Below are 14,574 nucleotides of genomic sequence, written 5' to 3'. Positions count from 1 at the left end.
TCACCCGGTGATTTCACCCGGAGAGCAGAGGCCGTATGGAAGCCGTATGGATGTGGGGTGGTGGTTGGGCCGCCCCTGGTCCGAAGGCTTACGATCCACTGCTGTGTCCAAATTGACCGACGTGCCCAAACGGATTCTGATCGGGCGCGCACTGCGCAGTGACCGACTGGGTGAAACGCTCCTGCCGAAGCGTGTCGCCCTGCCCGTCTTCGCCTCCGACCCGCTCTCCTCCGTGGCGTACGCCCCCGGTGAGGTGCTGCTGGTCCTGTCGATCGCGGGTCTGTCGGCGTACCACTTCAGCCCCTGGATCGCCGTCGCGGTCGTCGTGCTGATGTTCACCGTGGTCGCCTCCTACCGCCAGAACGTCCACGCCTACCCCAGCGGCGGCGGCGACTACGAGGTGGCCACCACCAACCTCGGCCCCAGGGCCGGACTGACCGTCGCCAGCGCCCTGCTCGTCGACTACGTCCTCACCGTCGCCGTGTCGATCTCCTCCGGCATCGAGAACCTGGGCTCGGCGGTCCCGTTCGTCGTCGAGAACAAGGTGGCCTGCGCGATCGGCGTGATCGTGCTGCTGACGCTGATGAACCTGCGCGGGGTGAAGGAGTCGGGCACGCTCTTCGCGATCCCCACCTACGTCTTCGTCGCGGGCGTCTTCACGATGATCGCGTGGGGCGCGTTCCGCGGGGTCGTGCTCGGCGACGACATGCGGGCGCCGACCGCGGACTTCGAGATCAAACCCGAACACCCGGGCCTCGCCGGCTTCGCCCTGGTCTTCCTCCTCCTGCGCGCCTTCTCCTCCGGCTGCGCCGCGCTCACCGGTGTCGAGGCGATCTCCAACGGCGTACCGGCCTTCCGCAAGCCCAAGTCGCGCAACGCCGCGACCACGCTCGCCATGATGGGCCTGCTCGCCGTCACCATGTTCTGCGGCATCATCGGACTGGCGATGGCCACCGACGTCCGCATGGCCGAGAACCCCGCCAAGGACCTGATCCACGACGGCGCCCCGCTCGGCGCGGACTACGTCCAGGACCCGGTGATCTCCCAGGTCGCCGAGGCCGTCTTCGGCCACGGCAGCCTCCTGTTCATGATCCTCGCCGCCGCCACCGCGCTGGTGCTGTTCCTCGCCGCGAACACCGCCTACAACGGCTTCCCGCTGCTCGGCTCGATCCTCGCCCAGGACCGCTACCTCCCCCGCCAGCTGCACACACGAGGCGACCGCCTCGCCTTCTCCAACGGCATCGTGCTGCTCGCCGGCGCCGCCGTGCTGCTGGTGTGGATCTACGGCGCCGACTCCACGCGGCTGATCCAGCTCTACATCGTCGGCGTGTTCGTGTCCTTCACGCTCAGCCAGACCGGCATGGTCCGCCACTGGAACCGGCTGCTGGCCACCGAGAACGACGAGGCCAAGCGCCGCCACATGATCCGCTCCCGCGCCATCAACACCTTCGGCGCCTTCTTCACCGGCCTGGTCCTGGTCGTCGTCCTCGTCACCAAGTTCACCCACGGTGCCTGGGTCGCGCTGCTCGGCATGTGCATCTTCTACGCGACGATGACAGCGATCCGTAAGCACTACGACCGCGTCGCCGAGGAGATCGCCGCCCCCGAGACCCCGAACGACGACATGGTGCGGCCCTCCCGCGTCCACTCGGTCGTCCTGATCTCCAAGATCCACCGCCCCACGCTGCGCGCCCTCGGCTACGCCAAGCTGATGCGCTCCGACAACCTGGAGGCGCTCAGCGTCAACGTGGACCCGGCCGAGACCAAGGCACTCCGAGAGGAGTGGGAACGGCGCGGCATCGACGTACCCCTGAAGGTGCTCGACTCGCCGTACCGGGAGGTCACGCGCCCGGTCATCGACTATGTCAAGAGCCTGCGCAAGGAGTCCCCGCGCGACGTGGTCTCCGTGATCATCCCCGAGTACGTGGTCGGCCACTGGTACGAGCACCTGCTGCACAACCAGAGCGCGCTGCGGCTCAAGGGCCGGCTGCTGTTCACGCCGGGCGTGATGGTGACCTCGGTGCCGTACCAGCTCCAGTCCTCCGAGGCGGCCAGGAAGCGCGCCCGCAGGCGGCAGGAATGGGCCGCCCCCGGCTCGGTGCGCCGCGGTCCGGCGGAGCGGGCGAAGGACTCCTCCTCGCACACGTAGACTGGTGGGCTGTTGTCCCGGCCCGCACGGGCCTTCCCGCTCTCGATGTTGTGGAGTCACCCCGCCATGCAGGCAGAACCGAGGAAATCACTGGTGGGGGAGGAGTACGAGGTCGAGGTCGGCCCCGTCGCCCACGGCGGCCACTGCATCGCCCGCACCTCCGAGGGCCAGGTCCTCTTCGTCCGGCACGCGCTGCCCGGCGAACGGGTCGTCGCGCAGGTCACGGAGGGCGAGGAGGGGGCCCGCTTCCTCCGCGCGGACGCGGTGCGGGTGCTGGACGCCTCCAAGGACCGCATCGACGCCCCCTGCCCCTTCGCCGGCCCCGGCCGCTGCGGCGGCTGTGACTGGCAGCACGCCAAGCCGGGCGCCCAGCGGCGCCTGAAGGGCGAGGTCGTCGCCGAGCAGCTCCAGCGCCTGGCCGGGCTCACCCCGGAGGAGGCCGGCTGGGACGGCACGGTGATGCCGGCCGAGGGCGACAAGGTCCCGGCCGGCCAGGTCCCGGCGTGGCGCACGCGCGTGCAGTACGCCGTCACCGCCGACGGCCGCGCGGGACTGCGCCGGCACCGCTCGCACGAGGTCGAGCCGATCGACCACTGCATGATCGCCGCCGAGGGGGTCAGCGAGCTGGGCATCGAGAAGCGGGACTGGACGGGCATGGACTCCGTCGAGGCGATCGCGGCCACCGGCTCCCAGGACCGCCAGGTCGTCCTCACCCCCAAGCCCGGCGCCCGCCTGCCCCTGGTCGAACTCGACCGCCCGGTCTCGGTCATGCGCGTCGACGAGCGCTCCGGCCAGCTCCACCGCGTCCACGGCCGCCCCTTCGTCCGCGAACGCGCCGACGGCCGCACCCACCGCGTCGCCGGCGGCGGCTTCTGGCAGGTCCACCCGAAGGCCGCCGACACCCTCGTCACCGCCGTCATGCAGGGCCTGCTGCCCCGCAAGGGCGACATGGCCCTCGACCTCTACTGCGGCGTCGGCCTGTTCGCGGGCGCCCTGGCCGACCGGGTCGGCGAGGCGGGCGCGGTGCTCGGCATCGAGTCCGGCAAGCGCGCGGTGGAGGACGCCCGCCACAACCTCGCGGACTTCCCCCGCGTCCGGATCGAACAGGGCAAGGTCGAGTCGGTCCTGCCCCGCACGGGCATCACGGAGGTCGACCTGGTCGTCCTCGACCCCCCGCGCGCCGGCGCCGGCCGCAAGACGGTGGAACACCTGTCGTCCCTGGGCGCGCGTCGCATCGCGTACGTCGCCTGCGACCCGGCGGCGCTGGCACGGGACCTGGCGTACTTCCGGGACGGGGGGTACCGGGTGCGGACGCTGCGGGTGTTCGACCTGTTCCCGATGACGCACCATGTGGAGTGCGTGGCGATCCTGGAGCCGGTCAAGAAGGGCGCCTGACCTGCGGGTTCTCTGTTCAGGCCGGACTCTCGACGTGTTCTGCCATGTACAACAGGTGGGACGAGGTGCACCCGTCCCACCTGCGGTTTCCCACTGCCGAGACGCGTGCGGAGGCGACTCGCGCAGAATCTTGACGCTCATATGACGCTCGAAATGACGGCAGGCCGGAGGGCTGACGGCTCCCATGCGGGAGCCCGTCACCCGCCAGGATCGGTCGCCGTACCAGGGCTGCGGAGCCCAGCTGTCAGCGCCTGCTTCTGATGACGCAGGGTGACACGCCGAGCCGTAGGCCGGACCGCTGCACGGTGTTCTCGATCGGGTGTTGTTTTACAGATGCGCTTCCTGGCCGCGGGAAGTGGCCGCCCGGTTGTTTATCGAGGAGCGGGGCGCCACAGTGGTACGCGTCGACGCCGCGGCCGCGCCGCTCCCGGACTCCGCCTACTGGCACCACCACGACGACGACCCGGTGGCGATCCTGCACTCCTCCGGCACCACCGGCCGCCCCAAGCCGGCCATCCACACCCACAAGTCCATCGTCTCCGGGCCCAAGTTCCGCCTGGTCGACCACACCGAGCAGTCCGGCGCCCTGATGATGACCGCGCTGCCCCAGTCCCACCTGGGCTGCATCGCGTACACCGTGTACGCGGTCCTCGGCGGTACCCCGATCGTCGCGCTCAGCGACCGCAGCGGCCCCGGACTGGCCGCCGCGGTCGCCAAGTACCGGCCGACCCCCGTGATGTCCTTCGCGCACGCCTACGCCGAACTCGCCAACACCGGGCCCGAGCCCGGCGCGCTGGACTCCGTGCAGGCATGGGTGTCCATCGGGGACGCCGTGCACCAGGCCCACATCACCAAGGTGCTGTCCATGCGCAGCCCCGGCCTGGAGCCCGCCGCCTCCTGGACCGGCTCGGCACCACCGAACTGGGCTGGGGCGTGCTGCTGAAGGCCCGCACCCTGGACAGCGAGCGCAACGACCGCTGTGCGGGCAAGCCGGTCGGCGTCGCCGAGGCCGCCATCCTGCGCAAGGACGGCAGCCACGCCGACGTGGGCGAGTTCGGCTTCCTCGCCGCCAAGAGCCCCGCCGTCACGCCCGGTTACTGGGGCGACTCCGACCTCACCTACCGCTTCACCCTGTCCGGTCACTGGCTGCCCGGCGACATGGCCTACCGCGACAGCAAGGGCGACTTCTTCCTCGTCGACCGCGCCGCCGACGTCATCGAGACCGAACAGGGCACCGGCTACTCGGTGTTCATGGAGGAGGTCCTCCTCAACGACGTCCCCGACATCGGTGACGTCGCCGTGGTCGCCGGTCACCGCGACGGGCGGACGGTGCCGGTCGCCGTCGGCCGGCCGGTCGCCGACCCCGACCCGGAGAAGCTGCTCCGCCAGGCCAACGAGGTGCTGCGGGCCGCCGGTCACCCGGTGTTCGGCCTGCTGGAGATAGTCCCGGAAGAGACCGGTCTGCCCATAGGTGTCACCGGTAAGGTCCTGGAGCGGCAACTGCGCGAGCAGTACGCCGAGCTGACCGCCTACGTCCGTGACCGCGATGGCGCGCTCGTCGCGGTGAACGAGGAGCTCACCGCATGACCGCAGACACGCCCACCACCGCGCCGGCCTCCGGCGCCGGTACGGACACTGCCAAGGTCGACTTCTACTTCGACCCAACATGCCCCTTCGCCTGGATCACCTCCCGCTGGATTCTCGAGGTGCAGCAGCACCGCCGACTGGACCTCGACTTCCGGCTGATGAGCCTGTACCTCCTCAACGAGGGGCGCGAACTGCCGGACTGGTACCGCGAACTGGTCGACAACTCCCTCGCCCTGATCCGGATCTGCACCGCGGCCGCGCACCACCACGGCGACGAGGTACTGCTGGGCCTGTACGAGGAGTTGGGCACCCGCATACACAACGGCGGCAACAAGGACTGCCTCGCGGTCGCCGCCGAGGCCCTGGCCGCCCTGGGCCTGCCCGAGTCGCTGCTGGCCGCCGCCGACACCGACACCTACGACGAGGAACTGCGCAAGAGCCACCACGAGGGCATGGACCCGGTCGGCGAGGACGTGGGCACGCCCACCATCCACATCGACGGCGTCGCCTTCTTCGGCCCGGTGCTCAACTCCATCCCGCGCGGTGAGGAAGCCGCCCGGATCTTCGACGGAGCCCGAGCGCTGGCCGACTACCCGGACTTCTTCGAACTGAAGAGGACCCGGACGGGCAGTCTCCGCTTCGACTGAGACGCGCACCGACGGCGACCGGGCCGCCTCCCGCCGACAGCGGAGCGGCCCGGCCGCCGGGCATCGACATCGGCAACGACATCCCGGGGGGAAACGGGAGATGGACCAGCCGCAGCGAAGAGAACAGCGCCCGCCCGCCTTCGTACTGGCGGGATCATTCCTGGTGGTGTGCCGGTCACCGGCCTACCTGGACGAACTCGCCCGGCGCGGCCTGAAGATCCTCCTCATCACCCCCGCCGGTGCCCGCGACGAGACGCTGGTCCGGGCCACCGACCCCGCCCATCCGGCGGCCGGCATCCACGACTTCGCGTTCGTCGAGGGCGATCCCGGCCGCGACGGCTCCTTCGTCCCCGGCGCGGTGGCCGCCGCCCTGCGTTGGCGGGAGGAGTACGACATCGTCGGCGCGTGTGCCGTGGGCGAGACGCAGGTCGAACCCGTCGGGCTGCTCGCCGACGCCCTCGGCCTGTGGCGCGCCCCACCGCGAGCCGGAGCGACCCCTCCCGGAACGGCCCGTCAGAAGGGAACTGAATGAGCGTCATCCGCATCATCCCCCCACCGGGGCCGCCCAGGACCCTGGCACTGGCACAGCTCACCAACTCCGTGGGCGACGGCGCCTACTACGTGTGCTCGGTGCTGTACTTCAGCCGGGTCATCGGGCTGTCCCCGACCCGGATCGGCGCGGCGCTCACCATCGGCTGGGCGCTCGGAGCCGTCGCCGGCGTGCCGCTCGGGCATTTCGCCGACCGGCGTGGGCCGCGTGGGATCGCCATCCTGATGTCACTGGCGACCGGCGCCGCCATCGCCTCCCTGCTGTTCGTGCGGTCCTACCCTGCGTTCCTCGCCGCCGTGTGCCTGTACACCTGCTGCCAGTGCGGGCTGGCCGCCGCCCGGCAAGCTCTGCTGGCGGGGCTTGTGGAGCCCGCCCGGCGCACCGAGACGCGGGCCTACCTCCAGTCGATCGTCAACGCCGGGCTCGCGCTCGGTGCGGCCCTCGGCGGCATCGCCCTCCAGCTCGACAGCGAGGCGGCCTACCTCACGGCGCTGGCGATGGACGCGGTCACCTTCGTCCTGGCCGCCTGGGTGCTCAGCCGGCTTCCCGCGCCCGCGAAGCAGTTCCCCTCCGAAGACCGGCCCGCCGGACGCGCCCTCGCCGTGCTCCGGGACCGCCCGTACGCGCTGGTCTCGCTGCTGAACATGGTCATGCTGCTGTACATGCCGCTGCTCAGCGTGGTCCTGCCGCTGTGGATCGTGCAGCGGACCGGGGCGCCGGGCTGGACGGTGTCGGCGCTGCTGGTGCTCAACACCCTCAGCGTGGTGCTGTTCCAGGTGCGCATGGCCGCAAGGGTGACGGGCCTGTGGTCGGCCGCGCGCGCCGTGCGGCAGGCGGGGATCGTGCTGCTGCTGGCCTGTGTCTGCTTCGCGGTGTCGGCGGCCGGCACCTCGGCCTGGCTGCCGGTCCTGGTGCTGCTGCTCGCCGCGTGTGTGCAGGTCTTCGGCGAGATGCTGCTCGGCTCCGGCTCCTGGGAGATCGGCTTCGCCCTCGCCCCGGCCGACAAGCAGGGCCAGTACCAGGGCTTCTACGGCGCCGGGACCGCCGTCGCGCGGCTCGTCGGCCCGCTGCTGCTGACCACGCTCATTCTGTCCTGGGGCACCTGGGGCTGGCTGGTCGTGGGCACGCTGTTCCTGGGGGCGGGCCTTGCCATGGAACCCGCGGTGCGCCTGGCGCAAGCGCGACGCCCGGCCGAGGCGCGGGAGTCGGCGCCGGTGCGGGACTGAGCCTCAGCGGGTCACGAACGCGGCCGCGACCCGCAGGACGGCGTCGTTGGCCTCCGGGGTGCCGACCGTGAGTCGTACGCCCGCGCCGGGGAAGGCCCGTACGTCGATCCCCGCTCGGGCGCACGCCTCTGTGAAGGCCGTCGTGCGCTCGCCCAGCGGCAGCCATACGAAGTTGGCCTCCGACGGCGTCACGGGAACCGCCGGCGCACCGGTCAGCCGGTCGCGTTCCTTGACCACCGCCTCCACCCTCTCCAGCGACTCGTCCTCCGCCGCCAGAGAGGCCAGGGCGGCGGTCTGGGCGAGGGAGTTGACCCCGAACGGCACGACGGTGTGCCTGATCCGGGCGGCCACCGCCTCGTGCGCCACCGCGTAACCGACCCGCAGGGCGGCCAGGCCGTACGCCTTGGAGAAGGTCCGCAGCACGACGAGGTTCGGCCGGCTCCGGTACAGCTCGACGCCGTCCGGGACCTCCGGGTCGCTCAGGTTGCCGCGTACGACACGTGTTCCGGAAGGAACGTTCGCGTTTTCCGGTTTGCGGGTCAGTACGCGTACCTCTTCGCCCGCCGCCGGCAATTCCCGTAATATATGGCTGCCCGTCTTGCCGGTGGCCCCGGTCACCAGAATTGTCATGGGGAGAGCATGGGGAGAGTCGCCGGATTCAGGCGACGGAGCCCGGCCGCCGGTGATGCGCCGCACTCAAGGGGCGGCGCGGACCGAGTGGGCCGGGCTGGATGAGGCGGCTCCGGGAAAGAGTCCGCCGCACCGGAAAACGGCGCCGAGTGTCAGGTATCCCGGTGAAGAGCTTTCCCCGTGTGGCTCCGGACCTGCTGCCGTGCACCATATCCGTTGCCCTTGAACCGTCAACGCGTGGTCCGTGAAACCACCTGTCCGAGAACCGGCGCCTCGTGGGAGACAGCAGGTTTTTCGGCCGGGCGTACTGCGCCGCGCACCGGGCGCCAGCCGTGTGATGGCCGGTGGCGCCCAGGCGAGGACGGCCGGAGGACGACAGGCCGTCAGATCGTCGGCGGGCGGAACTCCGGCTGGTCGATGATGCGCAGCCAGCTGCCGTCCGCCTGGCGCTTGACCACCTGCGCGCGGGCGCCCGAACCGTCCTTGGGCGGCGTGGACGTGAGCGCGATGTCACCGAACACCAGCGTGGGCAGGGGCTCTTCATGCTCGAAGCGCGGAGCGTGGGCGAGAACCTTCTCCCAGAGCCGGCGGATCGCCTCCCGGCCCACGGTGGTGGCGCCGGGTGGGTAGGCCATCACGGCCTCCTCGTCGTACAGCGCGGCGAGGCCGGCGGCGTCACCGGCGTTGGCGCGCTCCACGAAGAGGCGGGTGAGGTCTTCCGGCTTCAGGGCCTTCTCGTTCTCGGACACGATCATCCTTTCCTGCGGTCCAAGTATCGACCTGGCGACTTTCCGTCATGGCCGAGAAGAAGTCCAATCAATCATCCGGATCGGCGCTATAATTTGGAGTTATGGAGATTAGACGGCTCAGGTATTTCATTGCCGTGGCGCAGGAAGCCAATTTCACCAGAGCCGCGGAGTTGGTGCATATCAGCCAGCCTGGGATCAGCGCCCAGATCCGCCAACTGGAGAACGACCTCGGGGCCACCCTGATCGACCGCTCAGGCCGCAGTGTGCAGCTCACGGCCGTCGGTGAGGTGGTCCTGGCCCACGCCAAGTCCGTGCTGTCCTCCATGGACTCGCTGCGGCAGGCCGTGGACGAGTTGAACGGCCTGGTCAGGGGCAAGCTGGTGGTCGGCATGGTCACCGCCTGCACCGTTCAGCCGCTCTTCGACGCGCTGTCCAGCTTCCATCTCGCCCACCCCGGCGTCGAGATCAGCCTGCTCGAGGACGATTCCGCCAAGCTGGTCGAGTACGTCCGCGAGGGCACCGTCGACCTGGCGCTGATCGGCGCCGCCCGCCGCGCGCCGGCGGATCTGGACGGCTGGCAGGTGATCAGCGAGCCGATCGTCGCCGCCGTGCCGCACGACCACCCCCTGGCCGGAAAGGACGGGATCACCCTCGCCGAACTGAGCGCCTTTCCACTCGTCTGCCTGCCCGAGGGGACCGGTATCCGGGCGACCCTGGACGAGGCGTCCGCCGCGCTCGGTCTGACTCCGACCATCGCCCTCCAGGCCAGCGCGCCCGGCGCGGTGATGCACCTGGCCGAGCGGGGGCTCGGGGTCGCGGTGCTCTCCGAGTCCATGACCGCCCACCAGAAGAAGCTCAAGACGGTCGCCATCACCGACGCCGACGTCCCCGCGGTGCTCGCCCTGATCGCCGCGCCCACCAAGAGCCCCGCCCTGCGCGAACTGATGCTGCACTGTCGGCAGTCCTTCGGCGAGCCCGCCGCCACGCAGGCCGCCTCGATGAGGAGCGCGTGATCTGACACCACGATGGCGCGTGACCTGACACCACGGAAGCGGGCCCGCTCGCGTGCAAGGGGTTCAGTTCCCCGCACCCACCGGCGAAGGGCCGGGGGCGTCCTTCTCCTTCGCCTCGGGCTTCGGGGCCTGGGCCGCCTGGAAGTCGGCGGGGCGGATCAGCACCAGGGCCAGCACACCGCCGAGCAGGGCCAGGCCGGCCGACACGGTGAGCAGGGTGTTGAGACCGTCCACGAACCCGGTCGTGGCGATCTGCTCCACCTGGTCCGCGTACTGCTCCGGCACCAGGCGCACCGCCTCTCCGGTCTCGCCGCTCCGCGTCAGCGCGGCCAGCCGGTCGCTGAGGCCGGCCAGTTCCGGCACCCCGCGCAGACCGTCACGGAACCGGTCGCTGATGACCCCGGCGAAGGTCGAGCCGAGCACCGCGACACCCGCGCTCACACCGAGCTGACGGAAGGTGCCGTTCACACCCGACGCCATGCCGGAGCGGGAGAAGTCCACGACGCCCACGGCCGTGGAGGCCAGCGCCGGGTTCACCATGCCGGCGCCGAGACCGCCCAGCACCAGACCGGGGACGAGGTGCTCCCAGCCGCTGGACTCGTCGATCCCGCTCATCAGCAGCAGCGCGGCGCCGACCAGCAGAAGCCCGACCCCGATCATGTAGCGGGGGTGCACCTTGGCGCTGAGCCGCCCGGCGAGCAGGGAGGCGGCCAGCATCGACAGCGAGGCGGTGAGCAGGCGCAGGCCCGTCTCCAGCGAGGAGTAGTGCAGCGCCTCCTGGAGGTAGATCGCCAGGAACAGGAACATCGCGAACAGTGAGCCGTTCATGGCGAACGCGGCGATGGAACCGCCGACGAAGGTGGGGATGCGGAACAGCTTCAGATCGAACATGGGCTGCTCGGACTTCGCCTCCACCAGCAGGAACACGAGCAGCAGCACCGCGCCCACCACCAGACCGGTCACCGCGCGCCCGTCGCTCCACTCGGTCTCGCCGGCGCGGATCAGACCGTAGACCAGGGTGGCGAGGCCGCCGGTGAGCAGGACGAAGCCGGGCCAGTCCAGCTTGCGGGCGAACGGCGACTTCGACTCGTCGACGCGCAGCGCGATGATCAGGGCCACGATGAGGCCGATCGGCACGTTGACCAGGAAGATCCCCCGCCAGCTGATGCCGCTGGAGATCAGGCCGCCGGCCACCGGGCCGATGGCGGAGGCGAGGCCGGTGATCATGCCCCACACGCCGAACGCCATACCGCGTTCCTTGCCCTGGAAGCTGCCCGCGAGCAGTGCCAGACCGGTGGCGAACATGACCGAGCCGCCCACGCCCTGCAGTACCCGGGACAGGATCAGCATCAGCGGCGACTGCGCCACACCGCACAGCAGCGAGGCGACCGTGAACAGGGCGACGCCGATCGCGTAGAGGCGTTTGCGCCCGAACCGGTCGGCCAGCGTGCCGCTCGTCAGCAGGAAGGAGGCCAGCGCCAGGGCGTAGCCGTCGATCACCCACTGGAGGTCGGCGAAGCTCGCTCCCAGGGCGCGCTGCACGTCGGGCATGACGACGTACACGATGGTGGTGTCCAGCAGGAGCATGAACGTCCCGCCGCACACCCCCAACAGGGTCCACCACTTCTTATCCATCATCGTTCCTTCTGCTGTCCTGAGCGGCCGGCGGCCCTTCGGCGAGGGCCGGGGAGGGGTTCGGTAGGATGTTGCGGTTCAGCCGGAAGAGGTTTCCGGGGTCGTACGCGGCCTTGATTCAGTCGAGGCGCGCGTAGTCGTCGGGCTCGTACGCCAGGCGGACCTGGTCCGGGGTGGCAGCGGCGCCGTACAGGAAGTTCAGGTTGCGGCCCGTGGTGAGCGGAGCCAGGGCGTCGGTGAGCCGGGTGTGCGCGGCGCGGAAGGAGTCGGCGGTGTCGTCGGTGACCCGGTCGAGCACCGCGAGCAGGAAGCGGGCCGAGCGGTGGCCGACGGAGTTCGGCACGCGCGGCGTCCGTGCCAGGGCCCCGCCCAGGTGACGCACCTCGACGATGCTGGTGATCGGCGCATGCGGCCCGGCCAGCTCCAGCACGGTGCGCACCGCGCCCGCGTCGAGCCCGCTGAGCATCGAGTTGGTCCCGACGTACGCGGCCGGCGCCACCGGATCGTTGTGGATCGTTCCCGACTCGGTGTACGGCAGCTCGCGCACCGAGTCAGCCAGCCGCGGCCCGAGCGCCCGCAGCGGGGCGACCAGCCGTTCCCCGTATGCCGGATCGCCGAGGTGGGCGATCCGGACGTGCACCACGTACCGCCCGCGCAGCGGCGGGGGCAGGGACGGCGCGTCCGGCAGCGGGACCAGGGCCAGGGAGGAGGTCATCTCCTCGGGGACCGTCTCCGTCCAGCGCAGGTACGCGTTCAGGACGCGCTCGGCCGCCGCGCCGTCGAAGAACAGGCCGCCGCCGTAGAGGCGGGACACCGGGACCAGGCCCACTTCGAGACCGGTGACCAGGCCGAAGTTGTCCTGGCCGCCGCGCAGCGCCCAGAACAGGTCGGGGTCGCTGTCTGCGGTGACCTCGCGGGGCCGGCCGTCGGCGGTGACGCACTCCACGCGTCGGACGTGGTCGGCCGCATACCCGAACTTCCGGGCCATCAGGCCGATTCCGCCCCCCAGGGTGTAGCCGACCACGCCCACGTCCGGGGCGCTGCCGCTGAGCGGGGCCAGGCCGTGCGGCGCGGCCGCCTCGACGACCTGCTTCCACCGCACGCCCGCGCCGACGAAGGCCGTACGGGCGGCCGGGTCCACCCGCACCTCGGTCATCCGCCGGGTGCTGACCAGGACCCCGGAGCCGGCGGGCAGCGCGGGCGCGTGCCCGGTGGCCTGAACGCCCACCGGGAGGTCGTGCGCGGCGGCGAACTCCACCGCGAGCTGGACGTCCTTGGGCTCGGCCGCGCCGACGACGAGCGTCGGCCGATGCGGCTGGTGGGTCTGGTAGCGGACGCGTTCCTCGGCGTATCCGTCCTGGCCCGCGGCGAACAGCGGGCCGTCGATACGTTCGGCGAGTTGCCGGGCGGCCGCGCTCAGGTCCTCGCGCGCGGTGTGCGGTTCGGGGCGAGCGGGCACGGGCCTTCCTTTCGTCGAGGGACGGCAGTGCCTGGCGGGGGTCGGTTCGGCCCTGTCGTCCCGGTCATGGTCCCGACGACGCGATCAGAAGTCCAAGACCTAGTTTTTCTGGAACAGCGAACTTTTGGTTATGGTTCAGCGGTGACCGCCACGGCCAGTGCGAACGCGGGCGCCGTCAGCTCCCCGATCAGCGCGTACCGGTCGCCGGCCCGTGCCCACAGTCGCCCCTCGCGCAGGCCGAGCCGCACCCGCCAGAACAGCCCGCCATGGGCGTACACACAGTCCGAGAGCGCCTTGAAGGCGGCCTCCTTCGCGGCGAACAGCCGCCGCAGGCCGGCGGGTCGCCCGCCGGCCGCAGCTCGGCCCGCTCCCGCTCGTCCAGCAGGAACCGGTGCAGCCGCAGGTCCGGGCAGCGCGGCTCCAGGTCCACTCCCACCCCGCGCGCGCCGGGCGCGACCACGGCCACCGCGAGTGCGGTGCTGTGGGTCACCGAGGCGGGGAACCCCGTCGGACAGACCGGCGCTCCGCTGTACGCGCGGCTCACCGAGGTCACCGGGCTGCCCGCGCGCCGCAGTGCCGTGCGCACCGCGTGCCGGCCGGCCCGGTGCTGTGCCACGCCGCCGCCCGGCGGGGCGACCGCGGCCACCGCCGGCACCACCTGCCGGACACGGCCGGGGCTCCCGAGCAGCCATGCGCTCGGGATCCCCGGGAGAGGTGCCTCAGTCACTCGTCCCTGCGACCCGCTCGACGAACGACTCCACCTCCCGCTGGAACCATTCGGGCTCCTCCAGGAAGGCCAGATGCCCGCCGTCGGGCACGGTGACGGTGACGGCGTCCGGGAACAACCCCCACCATCCCCCGTACCGCGTCGGCGGACAGCGAGAAGTCGTCCCCGCCGACGAACAGCAGCGTGGGAGCGGCCACCTTGGTCATGATCTGCGAGTCCAGCGGCGCCTTCACCGACACCGCGAGGCCGGCCTCGGGCGCCTTGGACATCACCGGAGCGCCTGGCTCGAGCTCGGCGGCCCAGCGCGCACCGGGGCCGTCGCCGTGCGTGGAACACGCGGAGTTCCAGGGCGTCGCCGTCGTAGTCCCACACGGTGTAGGTGCGCAGCAGGTCCCGTGGGCGCGCAGGGAGAGTTCCCCGACCTGTACCCGTACGTGCTGTCCCGGCTTCCAGCCGAGCCCGCCAGCTGGTCCTGATGGCGCACTAGCCCGTCTTCGTCGACGAGGCCGTTCGCCACGGCGTGGACCTCCGGCTGTCCGGCCACACCCACGGCGGCCAGATGTGGCCGGTGAACTACATGGCCGGGCTGGCGAACCCGACCGTGGCAGGGCTGGAGCGGTACGGGGACACCCAGCTGTACGTCTCCGGGGGCGCGGGCGCGTGGGGTCCGCCCACCCGGATCGGAGCGCCCCCGGACGTGACCGTGGTGGAGCTCGCGCCGCTCCAGGCATGAGGCGGGGCCGGTCGGCAGTCTGGCGTGTCCGACAGTACGCAAGGTGGCATCTAAGTAGGATTCGTTCTACGTAA

The 14,574-nt window shown here is 71.2% G+C and carries 15 protein-coding genes and 2 pseudogenes; 9 read left to right on the top strand and 8 right to left on the bottom strand.

From position 1 onward, the window contains the following. Positions 1-103: 103 nt before the first annotated feature. The 7 genes from ACIA6T_RS17015 (at position 104) to ACIA6T_RS16985 (ending at position 7,554) form a co-directional block, all read left to right on the top strand. A complete protein-coding gene (locus ACIA6T_RS17015; RefSeq protein WP_399447270.1) occupies positions 104-2,149 on the top strand; it encodes an APC family permease in 2,046 nt (681 codons plus the stop codon). Positions 2,150-2,215: 66 nt separating this feature from the next. Further along, a complete protein-coding gene (locus ACIA6T_RS17010; RefSeq protein ID WP_399447269.1) occupies positions 2,216-3,544 on the top strand; it encodes a class I SAM-dependent RNA methyltransferase in 1,329 nt (442 codons plus the stop codon). A 394-nt stretch (positions 3,545-3,938) separates the two neighbouring features. Beyond that, positions 3,939-4,487 carry an AMP-binding protein gene (locus ACIA6T_RS17005; protein WP_399447268.1) on the top strand — a complete coding sequence of 183 codons (549 nt, stop codon included), beginning with the start codon at positions 3,939-3,941 and terminating at the stop codon, positions 4,485-4,487. Continuing rightward, a complete protein-coding gene (locus ACIA6T_RS17000; protein WP_399447267.1) occupies positions 4,478-5,131 on the top strand; it encodes a hypothetical protein in 654 nt (217 codons plus the stop codon). Before ACIA6T_RS17005 ends, ACIA6T_RS17000 begins: the two co-directional genes overlap by 10 nt. Next, the gene (locus tag ACIA6T_RS16995; protein WP_399447266.1) at positions 5,128-5,778 is read left to right on the top strand and encodes a DsbA family protein; all 651 of its coding nucleotides are present in this window, start codon (positions 5,128-5,130) and stop codon (positions 5,776-5,778) included. The genes ACIA6T_RS17000 and ACIA6T_RS16995 overlap by 4 nt, the downstream gene beginning before the upstream one ends. 100 nt (positions 5,779-5,878) lie before the next feature. After that, positions 5,879-6,310: a hypothetical protein gene (locus ACIA6T_RS16990; protein WP_399447265.1), complete on the top strand. Its 432-nt coding sequence runs from the start codon at positions 5,879-5,881 to the stop codon at positions 6,308-6,310. Then, positions 6,307-7,554, top strand: a complete 1,248-nt coding sequence (locus ACIA6T_RS16985) for an MFS transporter (RefSeq protein WP_399447264.1) — start codon at positions 6,307-6,309, stop codon at positions 7,552-7,554. The genes ACIA6T_RS16990 and ACIA6T_RS16985 overlap by 4 nt, the downstream gene beginning before the upstream one ends. 3 nt (positions 7,555-7,557) lie before the next feature. Here ACIA6T_RS16985 and ACIA6T_RS16980 read toward each other — a convergent pair whose 3' ends face one another. After that, a complete protein-coding gene (locus ACIA6T_RS16980; protein ID WP_399447263.1) occupies positions 7,558-8,184 on the bottom strand; it encodes an aminotransferase class I/II-fold pyridoxal phosphate-dependent enzyme in 627 nt (208 codons plus the stop codon). A gap of 383 nt (positions 8,185-8,567) precedes the next feature. Continuing rightward, positions 8,568-8,933, bottom strand: coding sequence for a YybH family protein (locus tag ACIA6T_RS16975; protein WP_399447262.1), 366 nt, complete (start codon positions 8,931-8,933; stop codon positions 8,568-8,570). Between the two features lie 101 nt (positions 8,934-9,034). On the opposite strand from ACIA6T_RS16975, the gene ACIA6T_RS16970 reads away from it, so the two are divergent. Beyond that, positions 9,035-9,946 carry a LysR family transcriptional regulator gene (locus ACIA6T_RS16970; RefSeq protein WP_399447261.1) on the top strand — a complete coding sequence of 304 codons (912 nt, stop codon included), beginning with the start codon at positions 9,035-9,037 and terminating at the stop codon, positions 9,944-9,946. A 63-nt stretch (positions 9,947-10,009) separates the two neighbouring features. On the opposite strand, the gene ACIA6T_RS16965 is transcribed toward ACIA6T_RS16970, so the two are convergent. The 6 genes and pseudogenes from ACIA6T_RS16965 to ACIA6T_RS16940 form a co-directional block, all read right to left on the bottom strand. After that, on the bottom strand, positions 10,010-11,581 hold the full coding sequence (locus tag ACIA6T_RS16965) for an MFS transporter (protein WP_399447260.1): 1,572 nt from the start codon (positions 11,579-11,581) through the stop codon (positions 10,010-10,012). After that, positions 11,574-11,699, bottom strand: coding sequence for a hypothetical protein (locus ACIA6T_RS16960; protein ID WP_399447476.1), 126 nt, complete (start codon positions 11,697-11,699; stop codon positions 11,574-11,576). The genes ACIA6T_RS16965 and ACIA6T_RS16960 overlap by 8 nt, the downstream gene beginning before the upstream one ends. Beyond that, entirely contained in the window at positions 11,700-13,040 is a 1,341-nt protein-coding gene (locus ACIA6T_RS16955; protein ID WP_399447259.1) for an FAD-binding oxidoreductase, read from the bottom strand. Positions 13,041-13,168: 128 nt separating this feature from the next. After that, complete coding sequence (locus ACIA6T_RS16950) at positions 13,169-13,318, bottom strand: hypothetical protein (RefSeq protein WP_399447491.1); 150 nt, start codon at positions 13,316-13,318, stop codon at positions 13,169-13,171. A gap of 185 nt (positions 13,319-13,503) precedes the next feature. Beyond that, a pseudogene (locus ACIA6T_RS16945) lies at positions 13,504-13,656 on the bottom strand (hypothetical protein); the annotation flags it as partial. 103 nt (positions 13,657-13,759) lie between these two features. Next, positions 13,760-13,885: an alpha/beta fold hydrolase gene (locus ACIA6T_RS16940; protein ID WP_399447258.1), complete on the bottom strand. Its 126-nt coding sequence runs from the start codon at positions 13,883-13,885 to the stop codon at positions 13,760-13,762. 339 nt (positions 13,886-14,224) lie between these two features. On the opposite strand from ACIA6T_RS16940, the pseudogene ACIA6T_RS16935 reads away from it, so the two are divergent. Continuing rightward, a pseudogene (locus tag ACIA6T_RS16935) lies at positions 14,225-14,500 on the top strand (metallophosphoesterase); the annotation flags it as partial. Between the last annotated feature and the right edge of the window lie 74 nt (positions 14,501-14,574).

The organism is Streptomyces sp. NPDC051740 (genome assembly GCF_044453165.1).
Taxonomy (GTDB): Bacteria; Actinomycetota; Actinomycetes; order Streptomycetales; family Streptomycetaceae; genus Streptomyces; species Streptomyces atrovirens.
This window is presented reverse-complemented; position numbering and strand designations above follow the sequence as displayed.

Bases quoted from the DNA above. Each gene is read 5' to 3' on its own strand.
- ACIA6T_RS16985 (WP_399447264.1), top strand. From the start codon at position 6,307: ATGAGCGTCATCCGCATCATCCCCCCACCGGGGCCGCCCAGGACCCTG.
- ACIA6T_RS16995 (WP_399447266.1), top strand. From the start codon at position 5,128: ATGACCGCAGACACGCCCACCACCGCGCCGGCCTCCGGCGCCGGTACG.
- ACIA6T_RS17010 (WP_399447269.1), top strand. From the start codon at position 2,216: ATGCAGGCAGAACCGAGGAAATCACTGGTGGGGGAGGAGTACGAGGTC.
- ACIA6T_RS16980 (WP_399447263.1), bottom strand. From the start codon at position 8,184: ATGACAATTCTGGTGACCGGGGCCACCGGCAAGACGGGCAGCCATATA.
- ACIA6T_RS16990 (WP_399447265.1), top strand. From the start codon at position 5,879: ATGGACCAGCCGCAGCGAAGAGAACAGCGCCCGCCCGCCTTCGTACTG.
- ACIA6T_RS16970 (WP_399447261.1), top strand. From the start codon at position 9,035: ATGGAGATTAGACGGCTCAGGTATTTCATTGCCGTGGCGCAGGAAGCC.
- ACIA6T_RS16965 (WP_399447260.1), bottom strand. From the start codon at position 11,581: ATGGATAAGAAGTGGTGGACCCTGTTGGGGGTGTGCGGCGGGACGTTC.